The organism is Liquorilactobacillus satsumensis DSM 16230 = JCM 12392, from assembly GCF_001435195.1.
In the GTDB taxonomy this organism is placed as follows: domain Bacteria; phylum Bacillota; class Bacilli; order Lactobacillales; family Lactobacillaceae; genus Liquorilactobacillus; species Liquorilactobacillus satsumensis.
The window spans coordinates 23,142-38,641 of sequence record NZ_AZFQ01000049.1 but is presented as its reverse complement, the minus strand read 5'-3'; the positions used below and the strand labels follow the sequence as shown (position 1 = coordinate 38,641).

At 39.6% G+C, this 15,500-nt stretch carries 14 protein-coding genes; 11 read left to right on the top strand and 3 right to left on the bottom strand.

The window, feature by feature from the left end; translation table 11 throughout:
- The first annotated feature begins 63 nt into the window (after positions 1–63).
- From mscL to FD50_RS07970, 9 genes are all read left to right on the top strand, one after another.
- The gene (mscL, locus tag FD50_RS08005; protein ID WP_056961068.1) at positions 64–426 is read left to right on the top strand and encodes a large-conductance mechanosensitive channel protein MscL; all 363 of its coding nucleotides are present in this window, start codon (positions 64–66) and stop codon (positions 424–426) included.
- 858 nt (positions 427–1,284) lie between these two features.
- Positions 1,285–2,187 (top strand): helix-turn-helix domain-containing protein, encoded by a 903-nt coding sequence (locus tag FD50_RS08000; protein ID WP_056961067.1) that lies wholly within the window; start codon positions 1,285–1,287, stop codon positions 2,185–2,187.
- A gap of 76 nt (positions 2,188–2,263) precedes the next feature.
- Entirely contained in the window at positions 2,264–2,404 is a 141-nt protein-coding gene (locus FD50_RS12845; RefSeq protein ID WP_164478094.1) for a hypothetical protein, read from the top strand.
- Between the two features lie 134 nt (positions 2,405–2,538).
- Positions 2,539–4,086, top strand: coding sequence for an ABC-F family ATP-binding cassette domain-containing protein (locus FD50_RS07995; protein WP_056961066.1), 1,548 nt, complete (start codon positions 2,539–2,541; stop codon positions 4,084–4,086).
- 12 nt (positions 4,087–4,098) lie between these two features.
- The gene (locus tag FD50_RS07990; RefSeq protein WP_056961065.1) at positions 4,099–4,734 is read left to right on the top strand and encodes a L,D-transpeptidase; all 636 of its coding nucleotides are present in this window, start codon (positions 4,099–4,101) and stop codon (positions 4,732–4,734) included.
- Positions 4,735–5,030: 296 nt separating this feature from the next.
- Positions 5,031–6,767, top strand: coding sequence for a pyruvate oxidase (locus FD50_RS07985; RefSeq protein WP_056961064.1), 1,737 nt, complete (start codon positions 5,031–5,033; stop codon positions 6,765–6,767).
- A 152-nt stretch (positions 6,768–6,919) separates the two neighbouring features.
- Positions 6,920–7,552, top strand: coding sequence for an NAD-dependent epimerase/dehydratase family protein (locus FD50_RS07980; protein ID WP_056961063.1), 633 nt, complete (start codon positions 6,920–6,922; stop codon positions 7,550–7,552).
- A 68-nt stretch (positions 7,553–7,620) separates the two neighbouring features.
- Positions 7,621–9,039 (top strand): C69 family dipeptidase, encoded by a 1,419-nt coding sequence (locus FD50_RS07975; RefSeq protein ID WP_056961062.1) that lies wholly within the window; start codon positions 7,621–7,623, stop codon positions 9,037–9,039.
- A gap of 38 nt (positions 9,040–9,077) precedes the next feature.
- Entirely contained in the window at positions 9,078–9,557 is a 480-nt protein-coding gene (locus tag FD50_RS07970) for a hypothetical protein (protein WP_054756956.1), read from the top strand.
- 116 nt (positions 9,558–9,673) lie between these two features.
- Here the strand turns inward: FD50_RS07970 and FD50_RS07965 are convergent, their stop codons facing one another.
- Both FD50_RS07965 and FD50_RS07960 read right to left on the bottom strand, forming a co-directional pair.
- Positions 9,674–10,294, bottom strand: a complete 621-nt coding sequence (locus tag FD50_RS07965) for a LexA family protein (protein ID WP_056961061.1) — start codon at positions 10,292–10,294, stop codon at positions 9,674–9,676.
- 191 nt (positions 10,295–10,485) lie between these two features.
- The gene (locus FD50_RS07960) at positions 10,486–11,919 is read right to left on the bottom strand and encodes an amino acid permease (RefSeq protein WP_056961060.1); all 1,434 of its coding nucleotides are present in this window, start codon (positions 11,917–11,919) and stop codon (positions 10,486–10,488) included.
- A 133-nt stretch (positions 11,920–12,052) separates the two neighbouring features.
- Here FD50_RS07960 and mmuM point away from each other — a divergent pair, with 133 nt between their 5' ends.
- Positions 12,053–13,009, top strand: coding sequence for a homocysteine S-methyltransferase (mmuM, locus tag FD50_RS07955; protein WP_056961059.1), 957 nt, complete (start codon positions 12,053–12,055; stop codon positions 13,007–13,009).
- 223 nt (positions 13,010–13,232) lie between these two features.
- Here mmuM and FD50_RS07950 read toward each other — a convergent pair whose 3' ends face one another.
- Positions 13,233–14,408, bottom strand: a complete 1,176-nt coding sequence (locus FD50_RS07950) for a glycerol dehydrogenase (protein ID WP_056961058.1) — start codon at positions 14,406–14,408, stop codon at positions 13,233–13,235.
- A gap of 316 nt (positions 14,409–14,724) precedes the next feature.
- Between FD50_RS07950 and dhaS the strand changes: the two genes are divergently transcribed.
- Positions 14,725–15,285, top strand: a complete 561-nt coding sequence (dhaS, locus tag FD50_RS07945) for a dihydroxyacetone kinase transcriptional activator DhaS (RefSeq protein ID WP_054756965.1) — start codon at positions 14,725–14,727, stop codon at positions 15,283–15,285.
- Positions 15,286–15,500 lie beyond the last annotated feature (215 nt).

Below are 15,500 nucleotides of genomic sequence, written 5' to 3'. Positions count from 1 at the left end.
TAGTTGAATGTTTTACTAATTATTGCTACATTAAAACTAATTAATTACATAGGGGTGTTTGAGTTGATTAAAGAGTTTAAAGAGTTTATTTCGCGTGGCAGTGTGATGGACTTAGCAGTTGGTGTTATTATCGGCGGTGCATTTACCTCAATTGTGAAGGCCTTGGTAAATTACCTGATTAATCCGTTAATCGGGTTATTTATTGGTGGCATTGATTTTTCTGACTGGGTCTTAAAAATTGGAAGTGCAACTTTCAGATTTGGAAGTTTCATCAACGCAGTCATTAACTTCTTGATTATTGCATTTGTGATCTTTTTATTGGTTAAAGCTGTTAATAAATTAGTCAATAAGAAAAAGGTGGTTAAAATTACACCTGAAGTTCAACTATTAGAAGAAATTCGTGACTTATTGAAAAAGCAAAATTAGCAGAAAGTTTTAAGCTATGTTCAATCCGATATGAATAAATTTAAATGACTCGGTGTTTGTATGTATGAAGGAGAGTGTGACATAGGTCGGGAAAATTTTGAGTGCTAACTCGAAATTACGAACATAGCGAGTACTTTGCTATGAGTAATTCGAAGTTAGACGGAGAATTTTGACTTATGGCACACTTTTATCCGGAATAAAAGAGGGGCTGTGACAAAACTGATAAGTTTTGGCATGGCTTTTTTAGTTTAAGTGCGTAAGTGTAATCTTTATTAAGCTGTTTTTTTAATTTTATTGCAATCCATTTTTCTTCATTCTTCCATTAAATTTGTTTAAAAAAGGGTTTGACTCCCAATTCACGGTTATTAATGCATAAAGTGAAGGCTTTGTCTGCTACTTTGCTGAGCAACTGTGCATTTAACAACAGAATGCGGTTTTCCACTTTTTTCCTACTTTTATCTGAAAATAAAAGTTAAATTTGAAAACAGAGTGACCGATATAAAAAAGCAGAACGTTATTTGGAAATTGAGGTAAATTCAGCTGGGAAAATCTGAAATAATGGTTACTTTTAGAGAATAATCTGGTATCATAAACTTGTAACACCGGGTACTGGGGAAGACAATAAAGTTTCCAATTTATTATTTTATTGGATGCCAAGTATTAAAAAAAGGGGAAAACAATTATTTGTAAAAATCATTTTATATTTCACAAAGCTTTATTATTGCAATGAATAGCGTAAAAATAGATTGTGCATAGTATTAAGACCAAATTTCACTGATATATAATAGAATGACCATTTTTTGAACAACTGTTATATATTAAACACTTGTGCAATAAAATATTAAAAGGGGCGGAAAGATGAAAACAGGAGAGCTAGTTAAAAACATTCGAACTGCAAAAGGAATTAAAGCGAAAACAATTTATGACGATTTACTGTCACGCTCAATGTATTATAAATATGAAAGCGGACTGGTGGAGACAACCGCGGATACTTTCTTACATATATTGGATAGATTAAATGTCGGTGCCGATGAATTTATGAAGCTTTTTGGGAAGTTTATAAAAAAAGACGACCATTATCGCAGTTGTCGTAATGATTTGAAACAGGCTTTCGCCCAGGGAAATCTTACAGAGATCAAGGCCATCGAGAAAAAGATTGAAAAAGAGTACAACGCATCACATCTTTTACGTCTTCATAATCTGGCGGTGATTGCTGATGTGATGAAGAAAACATTAGGCAAAACAAGTGAAAGTACTTTGAGCGAGCGCAAGGAAATCATGCACTATTTGTCAAGAAGTCACAAATGGGGCTATTATGAATATTCGCTATTTTCGGATGCAATCTTTATGTTTGATAGTTCCTCAACAGAAAAGTTGTTACAAAATCATGATTGGGATACTGAAGCAGAAGTTCAAGACATCACGCTTGAAAACCTGAAAATTAAAACGCTGTGCAACGCAATCTTACTCTTCATGAAGGCTAACAAAAAAGAACACGTAGCTTACTACTATAATCTCTTAAATAAAATTAAAGTTGATTCAAGCAATGTTAGCGCTTTGAGTAACAAAACTTTCTTTGAGGGACTCAAAATCATTAATGATGGTGATTATGAGCAGGGGCTAAAGATTATCTCTGATACCTTCTCACTTTACCAAAAGTTGGGATTGGATGATCTTTATCGCCAACATGTAGCGATTTTGCAGGAATTATTGAGTGTCAACTTGCAGAAGGCTAAATCACGGCGGCGACGGAAAGCATAAAATGGAACTTGAAAAAAATTGTATTACAGTTTAACATAAAGTGATACGCAATAAATGAAGGGAGGAAACTACACAAATGTCACAGAACACACATGTTGGGGTTGCAAATGATCGCCGCCCTGTAAATCAGAAAAATATTAAGAAACGTCGTGCACAACATCAAAATGTTTTGGAGTTTTTGAAGAGTCGTGCAGAGTTGGAAAAAGCAGCAAAATAGCAGCTTTTTTATCCTTAAAAATTATCTGCCAACATGAGGCGTCAGTGACGTTTAATGTTGGCTTTTTTGTTGGAATAAATTATTATTTGTTGAAGAGAGTATGATATAATCACCCGGTAAGAGGATGGAGAATAATGAGTATTTTAGAAGTTGATGGTCTGGCACATTCATTTGCTGATAAACAGCTGTATCAGAATGCAGCTTTTAGACTTAATAAAGAAGATCATATGGGCGTAATTGGCCAAAATGGAGCAGGAAAAAGTACACTGATTAAAATCATTACTGGCCAAGAATTGCCTGATGAAGGCAGTATTAAATGGCAAAAAGGTGTCAAAATTGGTTACTTGGATCAGTATGCACAAAACGCACACGAACTGACAGTGTTTGCCTTTTTAAAATCTGCGTTTGCAAATTTGTACCGAATTAGTGCAGCTCAGGCTAAATGCTATGAAGAATATGCAAAGACGATGAATGATGAGCTGTTGGAAAAGGCGGGACGTTACCAGGAGCAATTAGAGGCTGGCAGTTTTTACGAGATAGAAACCCGGATTGCACAAGTGATGACCGGATTAGGAATTGACGCAATCGGCAAAGAACGGCAAGTTGATCAATGTAGTGGAGGACAGCGTTCTAAGATTATTCTGGCTAAACTGCTCCTTGAGGAACCTGATGTTCTTTTGCTGGATGAGCCGACTAATTACCTTGATACCGAGCACATCGAATGGTTGATTGGGTATTTGAGAGATTTTTCTGGGAGCTTCATGGTTATTTCGCATGATTATAATTTTTTAGAGCAAATTACAAATACAATTATTGATGTAGCATTCGGGAAAATTACTAAGTATACCGGCAGTTTCAGTGCAGCAGTCAAGCAAAAAGAGCAAAAAAAAGAAGTGCAATTGAAAGCATACGAAAAACAGCAACGCCAAATTGAAAAAGATGAGGCTTATATTAGGAAAAATAAAGCCGGTTCGCGTTCTACAATGGCTAAGTCTCGGCAAAAAAGACTGGACAAACTTGAACGTGTTGATCCTCCTAGTGATGCCTTGCAGGCGCATTTTAAATTTCCGTACATTGAGCTGCTTTCCTCGGCAACCTTGGTTGTTGAAGGACTATCAGTCGGATATCAGGCGCCCTTGCTGGAACCGGTGACTTTTTCGCTTAGTCACGGCGAAAAAGTGGTACTCAAAGGATTTAACGGTGTTGGAAAGTCGACCTTGATCAAATCAATCTTAGGTTTAATTCCGACTTTTGGAGGCAGTGCTAAATTTGTAGATGCCGCTGAAGTGAACTATTTTACCCAAGATTTAGAGTGGCAAAATCCGGACCAGACTCCTTTGGGAATTGTGCAGGATGTCTATCCGCGCTTGGAAGCCAAGACCGTGCGTCAGCGGCTTGCAAGAGCAGGCTTGAGCCCAGCCAACATCATGAAGCCGATGCGCTTGTTAAGTGGTGGAGAACAAACAAAAGTAAAGTTGTGTATCCTGGAACTTAAACCAAGTAATTTTCTGATTATGGATGAGCCGACTAATCACTTGGATGAACAGACCAAAAATGCGCTTCGTGATGCGTTAATTGCTTTTCCTGGGAATGTGTTACTTGTTTCCCATGAAGAACCCTTTTATGAAGGCTGGGTCGACCGAATCTTTGATGTTGAAAGCGTCAGACTTAATAAAAATTAAAGGATGGGTCAGATGAATAAGAAGAAAATATTTGCGTGGGCTGTCGCACTGGTACTTGTGTGCATTGCTGCCGGAAGTGTGGTTTATGTGCGCCATGCAGAAAAAGAAAATCAAGTTAAGATTGCTAAACAGGCTAAAAAGGAAGCAACTTTAAAGAAAAAAAGTACTGATCCAGAGATGCGCTATCCGATTAACTGGCGTAAATCATCTGAAAAAAAGGATTATCCAGACGCTAAATTTCTACCAAAGATGTGGGTGAAAGTTTCACTTAAGCGTCAGAGAATGTACATAATGTCTGGTAAGAAGACCGTCTATAAAATGTATATTTCTGCTGGAACTAACGCAGAAGGATATTCTAATAATAAAAAGAAGTTTCCTAAAGGGACTTTTAAGGTTGAGTCTAAAAGAGGAGCATTCTTCTATTCGCCTACCATAAATGAAGGTGCCAAATACTGGGTGTCATGGAAGGGTGATGGAAAGAACATGATTCACACCGTTCCGACCGATGAAAAGGGCAAGTACCGAACAGATCAAGCCCAAAATTTGGGGCAAAAAGAAGATACTAACGGCAGTATCAGACTATCCGTTAAAGATGCTAAATGGTTTTATGAAAATATTGCTGCAGGAACAAAATTAGTGATTGAATAACTGCTTTTTCAGTCTGTGGCAGTGAGTTTGTGGTAATTAAAATAAGCATCAGGGGGGCTGTGACAAAAGTTAAATTTGTCACAGCCCCTCTTTTATTCCGGATAAACGTGTTCCATAAGTCAAAATTACTGATTTTGGACTGCTGGTAGGGTGCAACCTGTGCAGGCTGAATCTGTTGCCTAGGTTCCTTGAAATTTTAAAGCAAAAAACTGTTGTGCAAAATCTTTTTGCAGTAGAATGAAAAGTGAGCCCGGATTTTGATGAGCTATTATTATATAGTTTAGGGAGTGTTTTTTATGGCAAATACTAAAGGATCGGACCTGCTGGTTGATGTTTTAGTTGACTGGGGAGTTCAGAATGTTTATGGTCTACCAGGTGATTCCATTGATACAACTGTTGATGCATTGCGCCGGCAGCAGAAAAAAATAAAGTTTACACAGGTGCGCCACGAAGAGGTGGCGGCATTAGCCGCGGCAGCAGAGGCTAAGTACACTGGAAAATTGGGCGTGTGTCTTTCAATTGGTGGACCAGGTGCAATTCATCTATTGAACGGTTTATACGATGCTAAGATGGATCATGTACCAGTTTTGGCTTTATTAGGACAGGTAACGTCTGCTTCATTAAATGAGGGCTACTTTCAAGAAGTGAATACCGCTAAGTTATTTGATGATGTAGCTGTCTTTAACCGGACAATTTCTGCAGTTGATAACTTACCTGAAGTAGTGGATGAAGCTGTTAGAAGTGCCTATGAGAATAAAGGGGTCGCTGTCTTAACGATTCCTGATGATATTCCTGAGCAAAAGATGCAGGGAGAATATAAGTCTTCTGCGCGTGCTTTTGCGTTGGCTACACCGGAAGTCGCAAAACAACAGGTAGAGCAGGCAGCTCAGCTACTTAAAGCGGCTCAGAAGCCAATTGTTTTGTTAGGTGTCGGAGCTAAACAGGCAGGCAGCCAAATTAGGGAATTTGTAGAAAAAAATAATTTGCCATTTATTGAAACCTTACCAGCTAAAGGTACAATTGCAGATGATCATCCTAATTCTTTGGGACAGGTGGGTAAATTAGGTACAAAACCTGCTTATGAAGCGATGCACAACGCAGACTTATTGCTACTTCTTGGCACAAATTATCCATATTTGCCATATTTGCCGGCTAAGGGGCAAGCTAAGTGTATTCAAGTTGATCTAAAGGCCGAAAATTTGGGAAAGCGCTATGGAGTAGACGTTGCAATTCAAGGCGATACTGCTAAAGTAATTGCAGCTCTCAATGCACAAGGAAGTTTGCATGCAGATAAAAACTTTTTAGCGGCTTGTCAAAAGAGTATGTCTAACTGGAACAAGTGGATGGCTGGAAAACGCAAATTAAATACAGCACCGGCCTCTCCAGAAAGTATGGTTGCTTACATTGATGAGACAGCACCAGATGACATTGTATATTCGATCGATGTAGGGACTTCAACTTCATGGGCAGCCCGTTTTCTGCATGTTAAGGAGAGCCAAAAATTTGCAATTTCATCATGGCTTGGTACGATGGGCTGTGGGCTTCCAGGTGCAATTGCAGGGCAGCTAGCTTATCCAAAGCGCAGGGTTCTGACGCTCAATGGTGATGGAGCTTTTGCGATGGTAATGCAAGACTTTGTGACAGCTGTCAAGTATAAGTTGCCAATTATCTGTATTGTGATTAATAACCAAAAGTTGGCTTTTATTGAATATGAGCAACAATCTGCAGGCCAATTAAATTATCAGATTGATCTAGCTGATGTGGATTACGCTAAATTTGCTGAGGCATGCGGCGGGGTCGGAATTACTGTCAAATCAAATGATGAATTTAAGGCAGCGCTTGATCAAGCTTATACAATTAAGGACAAACCAATTTTAATCAATGCTTATGTTAAAGACGATGCTCCACTTCCAGGCAAAATCGTGATGGATGAAGCTAAGGGTTATATGAAATTTGGCCAAGAATACTTGGAAAATTACTGGAAAATTCCAGAATTGCCACCATTAAAGGACATTTTGCGGCAATTCTTCTAAAAAAAATTTGCAAAGTACCTGCTAAAAACCTAGACTTAAAAAACTGGGTTGTAGCAGGGCTTTTTTAGTTGTTGATAGTTTTTGCTTACGCAGGCTTGCATAGTTTGATCTTTGGATCAATGTGCTATAGTTTTACATAGGGAGGGCGACAGATGAAAATAGTATTACTCGGAGGTTCAGGCTTTGTTGGCCAGGGAGTGATCGCAGAACTTCTGCAAGACAGTCGTTTTGAAGTTGTCAGTATTTCACGTTCTGGCGGTAATGAGACCTTGTGGCGGCGCTGGCCGCAAGTCCAGTGGGTTAAAGCTAATTTGACAGTTGCTGAACCAGCTTGGCAACAGCCGTTAAAAGACGCTGATTGGGTGATCGACCTAATTGGAGTATTATTTGCACGTAATTATAATGATTATCAACAAAAGACAATTAGGCCCGTGACTAAGGTTCTTGAATTTTTACAGTTTGAAGCACCTACAACTAAATGGCTATTTGTTTCGGCAAATGCTGCACCCAAATTGTTGCATAATTATCTGCGGGCTAAAAGGGAACTTGAAAGGCAATCTAAAAAACGTTTAGGGGCGCGTGCATTTTTTGTTTATCCAGGTTTGATCTATGCGCCTGAGCGGCCACTGGTGAATCTGTCTGGAAGTATTTTGCGGACACCAGCTGCTCGGAAACTTCTGCCGCGAATAACACAGCAGTTACGACCGCTTAAACGGTGGGAATTTGCCCAAGAAATTAAAGCAGTCTTATTAAGACATGAAAGCAAGTTAACTAAAAGAAATTAATAAGCATGCTTTTTTGAAAGCGGAGATAGCTTTATAATCAAGAGTGTTATTTTTTAGGAGGAGTAGTAATGGAAAAAGCATGTACCACTATTTTAGTGGGGAATGAAGCAACAATTGATGGTTCGACGATGATTGCACGAAACGATGATACTTTCTTGCCTTTGACGCCGCAGCGGTTTGTCATGCGACCGGCGAGCAGTAGTGCAGGGCGGGTGCTAGTCTCTAATCAAAATGGATTTAAAGCTCCTTTGCCGGCAAACAGCTATCGCTTAACGGCTACGCCAAACGCGGATGTTGAACATAACGGTGTATTTGATGAAAGTTCAATTAATGAAAAAAATGTAGCTATGTCTGCAACTGAAAGCGTTTATGGCAATGAACGTGCCCTCGCATATGACCCCTTTGTGCCGAATGGCTTGGCAGAAGACAGCCTGCAGACAATGGTTGCTCCGTACATTGATTCAGCCCGCCAAGGTGTGCGTTATTTGGGAGAGCTAATTAAAAAGTACGGTTCACCAGAAGGCAATGGGGTTTTGTTTGCTGATCGGGATGAAGTCTGGTACATGGAGATTGTGACAGGGCATCACTGGGCAGCAACCCGAATTCCGGATAATGCCTATGCGATTGCTGCAAATCAAGTGGCTCAGCAGCAAATTGATTTTGATGATCCGCAAAATTATTTGTGGTCAGCAGGAATTCAGGAATTCGTAGCGGCTCATCACCTTAACCCAGATAAGTCTGGCTGGAACTTCCGGCGTATATTTGGAACTGATACAGAAAAAGACCGTCACTATAATACACCGCGTGTTTGGTACGGGCAGCGTTATTTGAATCCAAGTACGCCACAAGCTCCAATGTCTAGTGAGTTACCGTTTATCTGCTACGCTGAGCATTTGATAGCGGTTGAGGATCTTGAATATATTCTCAGTTCACATTATAACGAGACTAAATATGATCCTCTTGGTCATGGCAGTGTAGAGGATCGCCTTAAATTCCGACCGATTGCGCTTAACCGGACACAAAATTCACACATTTTGCAGCTGCGGAATGCTGTTCCTGCTAAAAATGCCGCTCTGATGTGGATTTGTTTTGGAATTCCTTCATTTAGTCCCTATGTACCGTTTTACACAAATGCAAATGACACTGCGCCTAGCTGGAGTCAAACACCGCTTAAATACGACATTAAGAGTGCATATTGGATGTATCGTACGTTGTCAATGTTAGTGGAAGCACACTATTCTCACTTTGTTCAGACTGACTTAGATTATCTAAAAGAATGTCGGCGATTACAGCATCAAATGATTGCGGCTGCAGATCAAAAAGTCGCTGCAGTGGATACTGAAAGCGAAGTTACCGCCGCTTTAACACAGAGTAATTACGAACTTGTGGCTAAAATGCGAGCGTTGACAATGAAGTTGATTGGCGAATTGGTCACACAAGGTTTGACATTATCGCGGCTAACTTTTAATATGGATAAGAATCTTTAGTAAAAAGCTTATTTTGAAAGTTTGGATGTGAGACGAAGATGAAGATTAAGGTCGCAGAATTTATTAAGCAGATTGAAGATGGAGATTTTCAAAAAGAGGTGCTACCAGCAATTGCGTGCAAGAGTGCAACGGAATTTGCGGCAAAACAGTTGCAACCATTGTTCGCGGCATTTAAAAAGGCTGTGAGTGCTGGCAAGACTGTCCAAGTTGAACAACCAGTTTCGCTTGGAACAGAACAAGCTTCGTTAATGCTTGAAAGCGGCATTATCAATTTACCCTTTGCAAATACTAAGAGTGTTGATAATTTTTTTGAGTTGGATGATGAAGTTGAGGAAATTACTAATCTAATAGTAGTCTCTGCCAATGTGAATGCTTCAGGACTGCGCATCGACTCGTTTGGAACAACGACAGCTTTTTTAGATGACACAGTTGCAGAACAGAAGGTTACAGCAAATATTTTGCGTGAGCTTGCACTGATCGAAGAAAATGTAAAGAATAACTTGGACACAAAAGAATAATTACCGCTGAGTTTTGATGCTTACCACATTAAGTCACATGCAGGTAAATAAAATGAGACGGACCAAAATGGAAATTTTGAGTCAGTCTTATTTTTTATGTGTAATTGGGTGCCAGTTTATAGTTCTGACACAAAGCGGATTGCTTTGCCCAATATTTTGATGGGGTTTTCTGGAGAAGAAACCAGCGGATCGTATTTGGGATTATCGGGCAATAACAAAATGAGTTTGCCGGTATGTTTGATTCTTTTTAAAGTTGCCTCATTTTCATTAGTTAATAAAACAGCTGCAATTTCACCATCTTCAACTTCAGGTTGCTGTCGAATTAAGACGTTGGAACCATCCGGAATAGTAGGCGACATTGAATCTCCTTTTGCACGTAAATAAAAAAGTTGTCCTGCCGGTAATGTTTCTTTAGGTTCTTCAACATAACCTTCAATATTTTCTTCGGCAGTGATCGGATCTCCGCAAGCAATCACGCCGATTACGGGAATTTTAACGACTCCATAAACGGGTGTCATGTTAGCCGGCACTTCAACTCCAAGTAAATGTTCAGAGGTGGTACCTAGTGCTTTGGCAAAGCTTTCAAGTCGATTTAAAGGAAAAGCCCGCGTTTCATTGAAATATTTTGAAACTGCAGATTTTGCCATTGCTACTCGCCGTGCTAGTTCACTGATTGAAATATTTTGTTGTTGTGCAAGTTCACGCATTTGTTTGACAATCGCGGCATTTGATTTCATGAATCAGGACTCCTTCATAATAGTAAATTTAGTATACCATTGTTCTCTATAAAGAACAATGGTATTTGAAGTCTTGTTAGGCGACAAAAAAGAACACCCCTGAGAGGAGTGCCTTTTTACCTGAGTCAGATTAATGAGCTAGTCTCAAGTTTGACGTGGTAAGCTACAACCGTTTGAGAACAAATTTTAGTTTATTTTGAATCATTTCGTGATGTTTCTTCTATGCCGGTTTGCGCCGACTCCTTTTTTTGCAGGTTTAGCTTTATTTTTTCTTTCGTATAGTAAACAACATAGCAAAGAATTACAAAGGGAATCATGTAAAATAAAGCGGGTCGCTGTGTGGGGTCAAAGACAATTAAAACACAAGACAGCAAGCTTAAGCTAAAGGCTAACCAAGGAACCACAGGATACCAAGGAGTTTTAAATTTAAGCTCTGTGACAGTGTGCCCACTAGCCAGCCAATTTTTACGGAACTGAATTTCAGCATAAGCAATTGCCATCCAGACGAACACAACTGCCAGTCCAGCAACTGAGACCAAGACTAAGTAGACAGTTGAGGCGGCGATCACACTTGAGAGGAGTGCTAACAGCCCGCCCAGCATACTGAGGGTTAAGGCAATCATTGGGATACCCCGTTTATTAGTGCGCGCGTATTTTTGCGGGATCATATGTTCATTTGCTAATGACCATAGCATTCTGGTTGAGGCGTATAGCCCGGAATTAGCTGCCGACAAAATTGCAGTTAGAACGACAAAATTCATAATGGCTCCAGCAAAAGGAAATCCCAGACTATTCAGGACTAAAACAAAGGGACTTTCAGTAACTCCTGCTTCTTTCCAAGGAATTAAGGCAGACATGACAATAATACTTCCGATGAAGAACAGGCAAAGGCGAATTAAAGTGGTATGAATGGCTTTAGGGATATTTTTGGCAGGATCTTTAGTTTCCCCCGCGGTAACTCCAATGAGCTCTGTTCCTGAAAAAGCATAATTAACAGTCAACATGGTAGTAAAGACGCCTTTAAAACCGGTTGGAAACCACCCGTCTTTAAAGAGGTTGTGAAATAATGGAGCGCTTGAGTAGCCTTTGAGCGGAATAATGCCAAAAATTGCAAGTGTACCTAAAAGGATAAAAAGAATAATGGCAACAACCTTTATACTTGAGAAGAAGAATTCAGTTTCGGCGAAAAAACGTACAGAAAGAGCATTCGACATAAAAATAATGAGCATAAAAAGCACACTCCAAAGCCAAGTGGGTGAATCTTTAAACCAATCGTGCATAATCAGCCCGGCAGCGGTAAATTCTGACCCAAGTGCGACGGTCCAAGTTAACCAATAGAGAATGGCAACAGTAAATCCTGTTCCTGGGCCAATAAACTTGTCCGCATAAACGTGAAATGAGCCCGTTTGCGGCATCGCGACAGATAATTCGCCTAAACATAGCATTACGAGATATACAATTACGGCACCGACGAGATATGCCAAGATAGTACCGACTGGACCGGCTTCGTGAATGGTGTACCCTGAACTTAAGAAGAGGCCAGTGCCAATTACGCCTCCCAAAGAGATCATCAGCAAGTGGCGGGCCTCCATTTTTCTTTGCAGCTTGGTTGTTTCTTCTTCCATGAAAATGTTTTCCCTTCAGTGTTTTATTTTCATTAATAATGAGTTAAGATAATTAAAATTACAGGTGAAAATACATTATTATAAGAATGCACCAATTTTTTAAAAGATACAAGTCGGATGCAGGAGGAAAAAGATGAGCGATCCAATTAAGCAGGAATTAGCTAAACAGGGAGTTTTAGCTTTAGATGGGGCAATGGCAACTGAATTAGAAAAATTAGGAGTTGCAACTAATAACGAATTATGGTCAGCAACTGCATTGATTAATGCACCTGAAAAAATCAAACAGGTGCATCTGAAATACTTTGCAGCTGGCGCAACAATTGCAATTACAGATACATATCAGGCAAATGTTACTGCTTTTAAAAGGGCTGGTTTTAGTCTAGCGCAAAGTCAGAAGATGATTCTTACTGCTGTCGAGCTTGCTAAGGCGGCTCGCGAGGAATTTCTGGCCCAGACAGCATTGGAAGGAAAAGCTATGCAACAACTTTTGCTTGCGGGTAGTGTAGGACCTTATGGGGCTTACTTGGCCGATGGTAGTGAGTATACAGGAGCGTACAAGTTGACGCAGAAAGCTTTTCAAGATTTTCATCGTTCAAGAATGCAGTTATTGGCGGATGCCGGTGTAGATCTGTTTGCTTTTGAAACGCTACCGCAATTCGAAGAAGCTAAGGCCTTAGTGGCGTTACTACATACGGAATTCAGTAGATATTCAGCGTGGCTGAGCTTTAGCATTAAAGATGCAACACACCTTTGTGATGGAACTTCTTTGGCTCAGGCAGCCGCCTTTTTTGCGAAAGAGCCACAAATAAGTGCAATTGGTGTCAATTGCACCACGATGACCAAGATTGCGGACGCGATTAAAACAATTGCGCAAGTGACCACAAAACCGATTATTGTATACCCCAATAATGGTGATCTTTATGAGCCGCAAACGAAAACATGGGTAACTAATCCCCAAGCTGCGACTTTTTCAGAGCTGGTGCCCACGTGGATTGATGCGGGCGCCAAGATTATCGGGGGCTGTTGCCGTACAACCCCAGCAGATATTAGGCAGATTGCGGCTGCAATTCAGGCGACTAAACTAACTTAAAAGTGAAGAGCTATATTTATATATAATATGGCTGATTCAAGAAACTCTAACCTGTCATTAATTAACTGGCAAAATAAGAGCGAGCTCAGCGAAAAACGTTTTATTTTTCGCTGAGCTCGCTCAATTTTAGAACAGGAGGTTTCAAGTATTAATCTTTAGTGACTTGATTAGAAGAGATTCAGGTCACTAAAACACTAAAGTGGGTATGACTTTTGCTGTGAAATTAAACCAGCATGCCAACCTGTTTTTCAAAAACATTGTCAACAAAAACGGGATGTACGGTATGAGTCTTCTTATAATGAGTGACCGCTGCATCTGCTCCCGCAAGTGCTTCTAGAATCATTGCAGGTGTAACCTTGAATGACATATTTTCGATTGTTTCACCCTTGTCAGTTGCTTTTTCGGCAAATGCTTCAAGATCTTCTTGGCTAACCTGATCAAGATGGAAGTCTTTTTTGGTTAATGGGAAACCGCATGTTAGGAGGAACTCGATGAACTTATCCAATTCTTTTTGGGGTGTTCCAACCAGCATCAATTGAATCATCACGCCTAGAGCAACTTCTTCACCATGACGAAATTTAGCGGGATCACCTTTTAGTACGCTAAAACCATCATAAATTGAATGCGCAGCTGCAAGTCCAGCTCCTTCAGCTCCTAACCCAGACAAAAGAATGTTAGCTTCAATGACTTTTTCTAAGGCATGGGTAACGGTGTTATGTTCAGCCGCTTCGAGAGCTTGATAGGCATATTTCCATAATGTATCGGCACATTGTTTAGCAACTGCCAGACCTGCATCTGTAGGGTGACCGCCTGCGAGAGTATGACCATGACTTTTAGCAACTTCTAAGCCTTCATAGTAAGTCGAAAAAGCATCGCCAATTCCTGCTAACAAAGTTCGGGTAGGAGCTTGGGCGATCACTTGAGTATCTGCCATAATAAGTACTGGATGATGCGCATAAAAGAGGTACTTAACAAATTCATGGTTTTCTGTATAGATGATTGAAAGCTTGATGCAAGAAGCATCACAGGATGCAGCAGACGGGCAGATAATGTTTGCGATGTTTAGTTTATTAGCAATCCCTTTTGAGGTGTCAAGCGTTTTTCCACCGCCTAGACCAATAATGACATCGCTACCCTTTTCTTGAGCGATCTTTGTCACCCGTTCAATTTCTGTAAGGGATGACTCACCATTAAATTCAACATAATCAACAGTAAATTGATTGTGAGTTAGATATTCTTGGAATTTTTGACCGGCGGCTGCGTAAACGCTTTTATCGGCTAATAATAAAAACTTTTTTCCATAGGGCCTGAGAATATCCGCACTATTAAGCAAAATATTTTTCCCTTGAACGTAATGATCTGGACTACCAAACCAATTGAATTCTGCACTATTTGTCATGACGAATCCTCCTTGTATTATTGTGGACCAGTTAACACTAAAAACAGCGTTTACCAACTACAATTACATTGTGTAGTAAGCGGTTACTTTAAGCAACGTGCATTTTTGAAAATTTGTCCCTTACAAACGAAGATGGTTTATTTTAAAATACTTGTGGGTATTCTTTTTTGAGGACAATGCTCACAAATAATACTAAATAAAAACAGATTGCTAATTCAAAGTTAAAGCGAGTTCATTAAGACTTTACTATGTTATAATTTACACGGAGAGAAAGGCGGACAGGATCGGATCACCAGTGAATTTGTGAGGGTGAAAAATGTCAGATATTCTTAAAAAAAGAATTGCTTCTTCTTTTCAGGGACTAGTCAATGAACAGGATTTTGAGCATCTTTCGGTTACACTTGTTATGCACAAAGCAAAAGTAAGACGTCAAACTTTTTATGATTATTTTCTTGATAAGTATGATCTGTTGAGCTGGTTTGTACACGAAAGCTTATCTGAGTTAATTGACAGTAACATCAATTATCTACCATGGGAAGACATCATTAAACTAACTTTTTTTGAATTAAACGCAAACCGAAATTTTTATACAAAATGTATTAGAGAACAACATGAATTTGATATGACGAATGCATTAGCGCAGCATTTGAGTTTACTTGTGTTGAGCTGGGCTAAGAGTGGCCCGCGTAAAGATAAAACTGAAAATCAAGCATTAATCGATGTCTTATCATTAGGGATCGGCCATTTGGCGACACATAACTTGCTGGTTAATCACCCATTAGATTATGAATTCTTGACGAATGAGGCAATTGAATCTTTGAATTTAACAATTGCTTTGTTTAACAAGGCTAACCGACAACTGCGTATTAAAATTTGACCTTGAAATTTATAGAGCTGGCATCTCGGTAGGGGCTACTCTGAAATTAAAAAAGCGAGCTACTAAAATTAATTAGTAGAGCTCGCTTTTTTAATTAGTGTTGAACAACTTTAGTTTTAAAAGTGGACACCTGAACTTTGTTAATTAATTATACTAGAACTTTCTTTCTGGGTGCGTTAGAATTAGAAAATTGATAAAAGGCTTTTTCCGGCTCG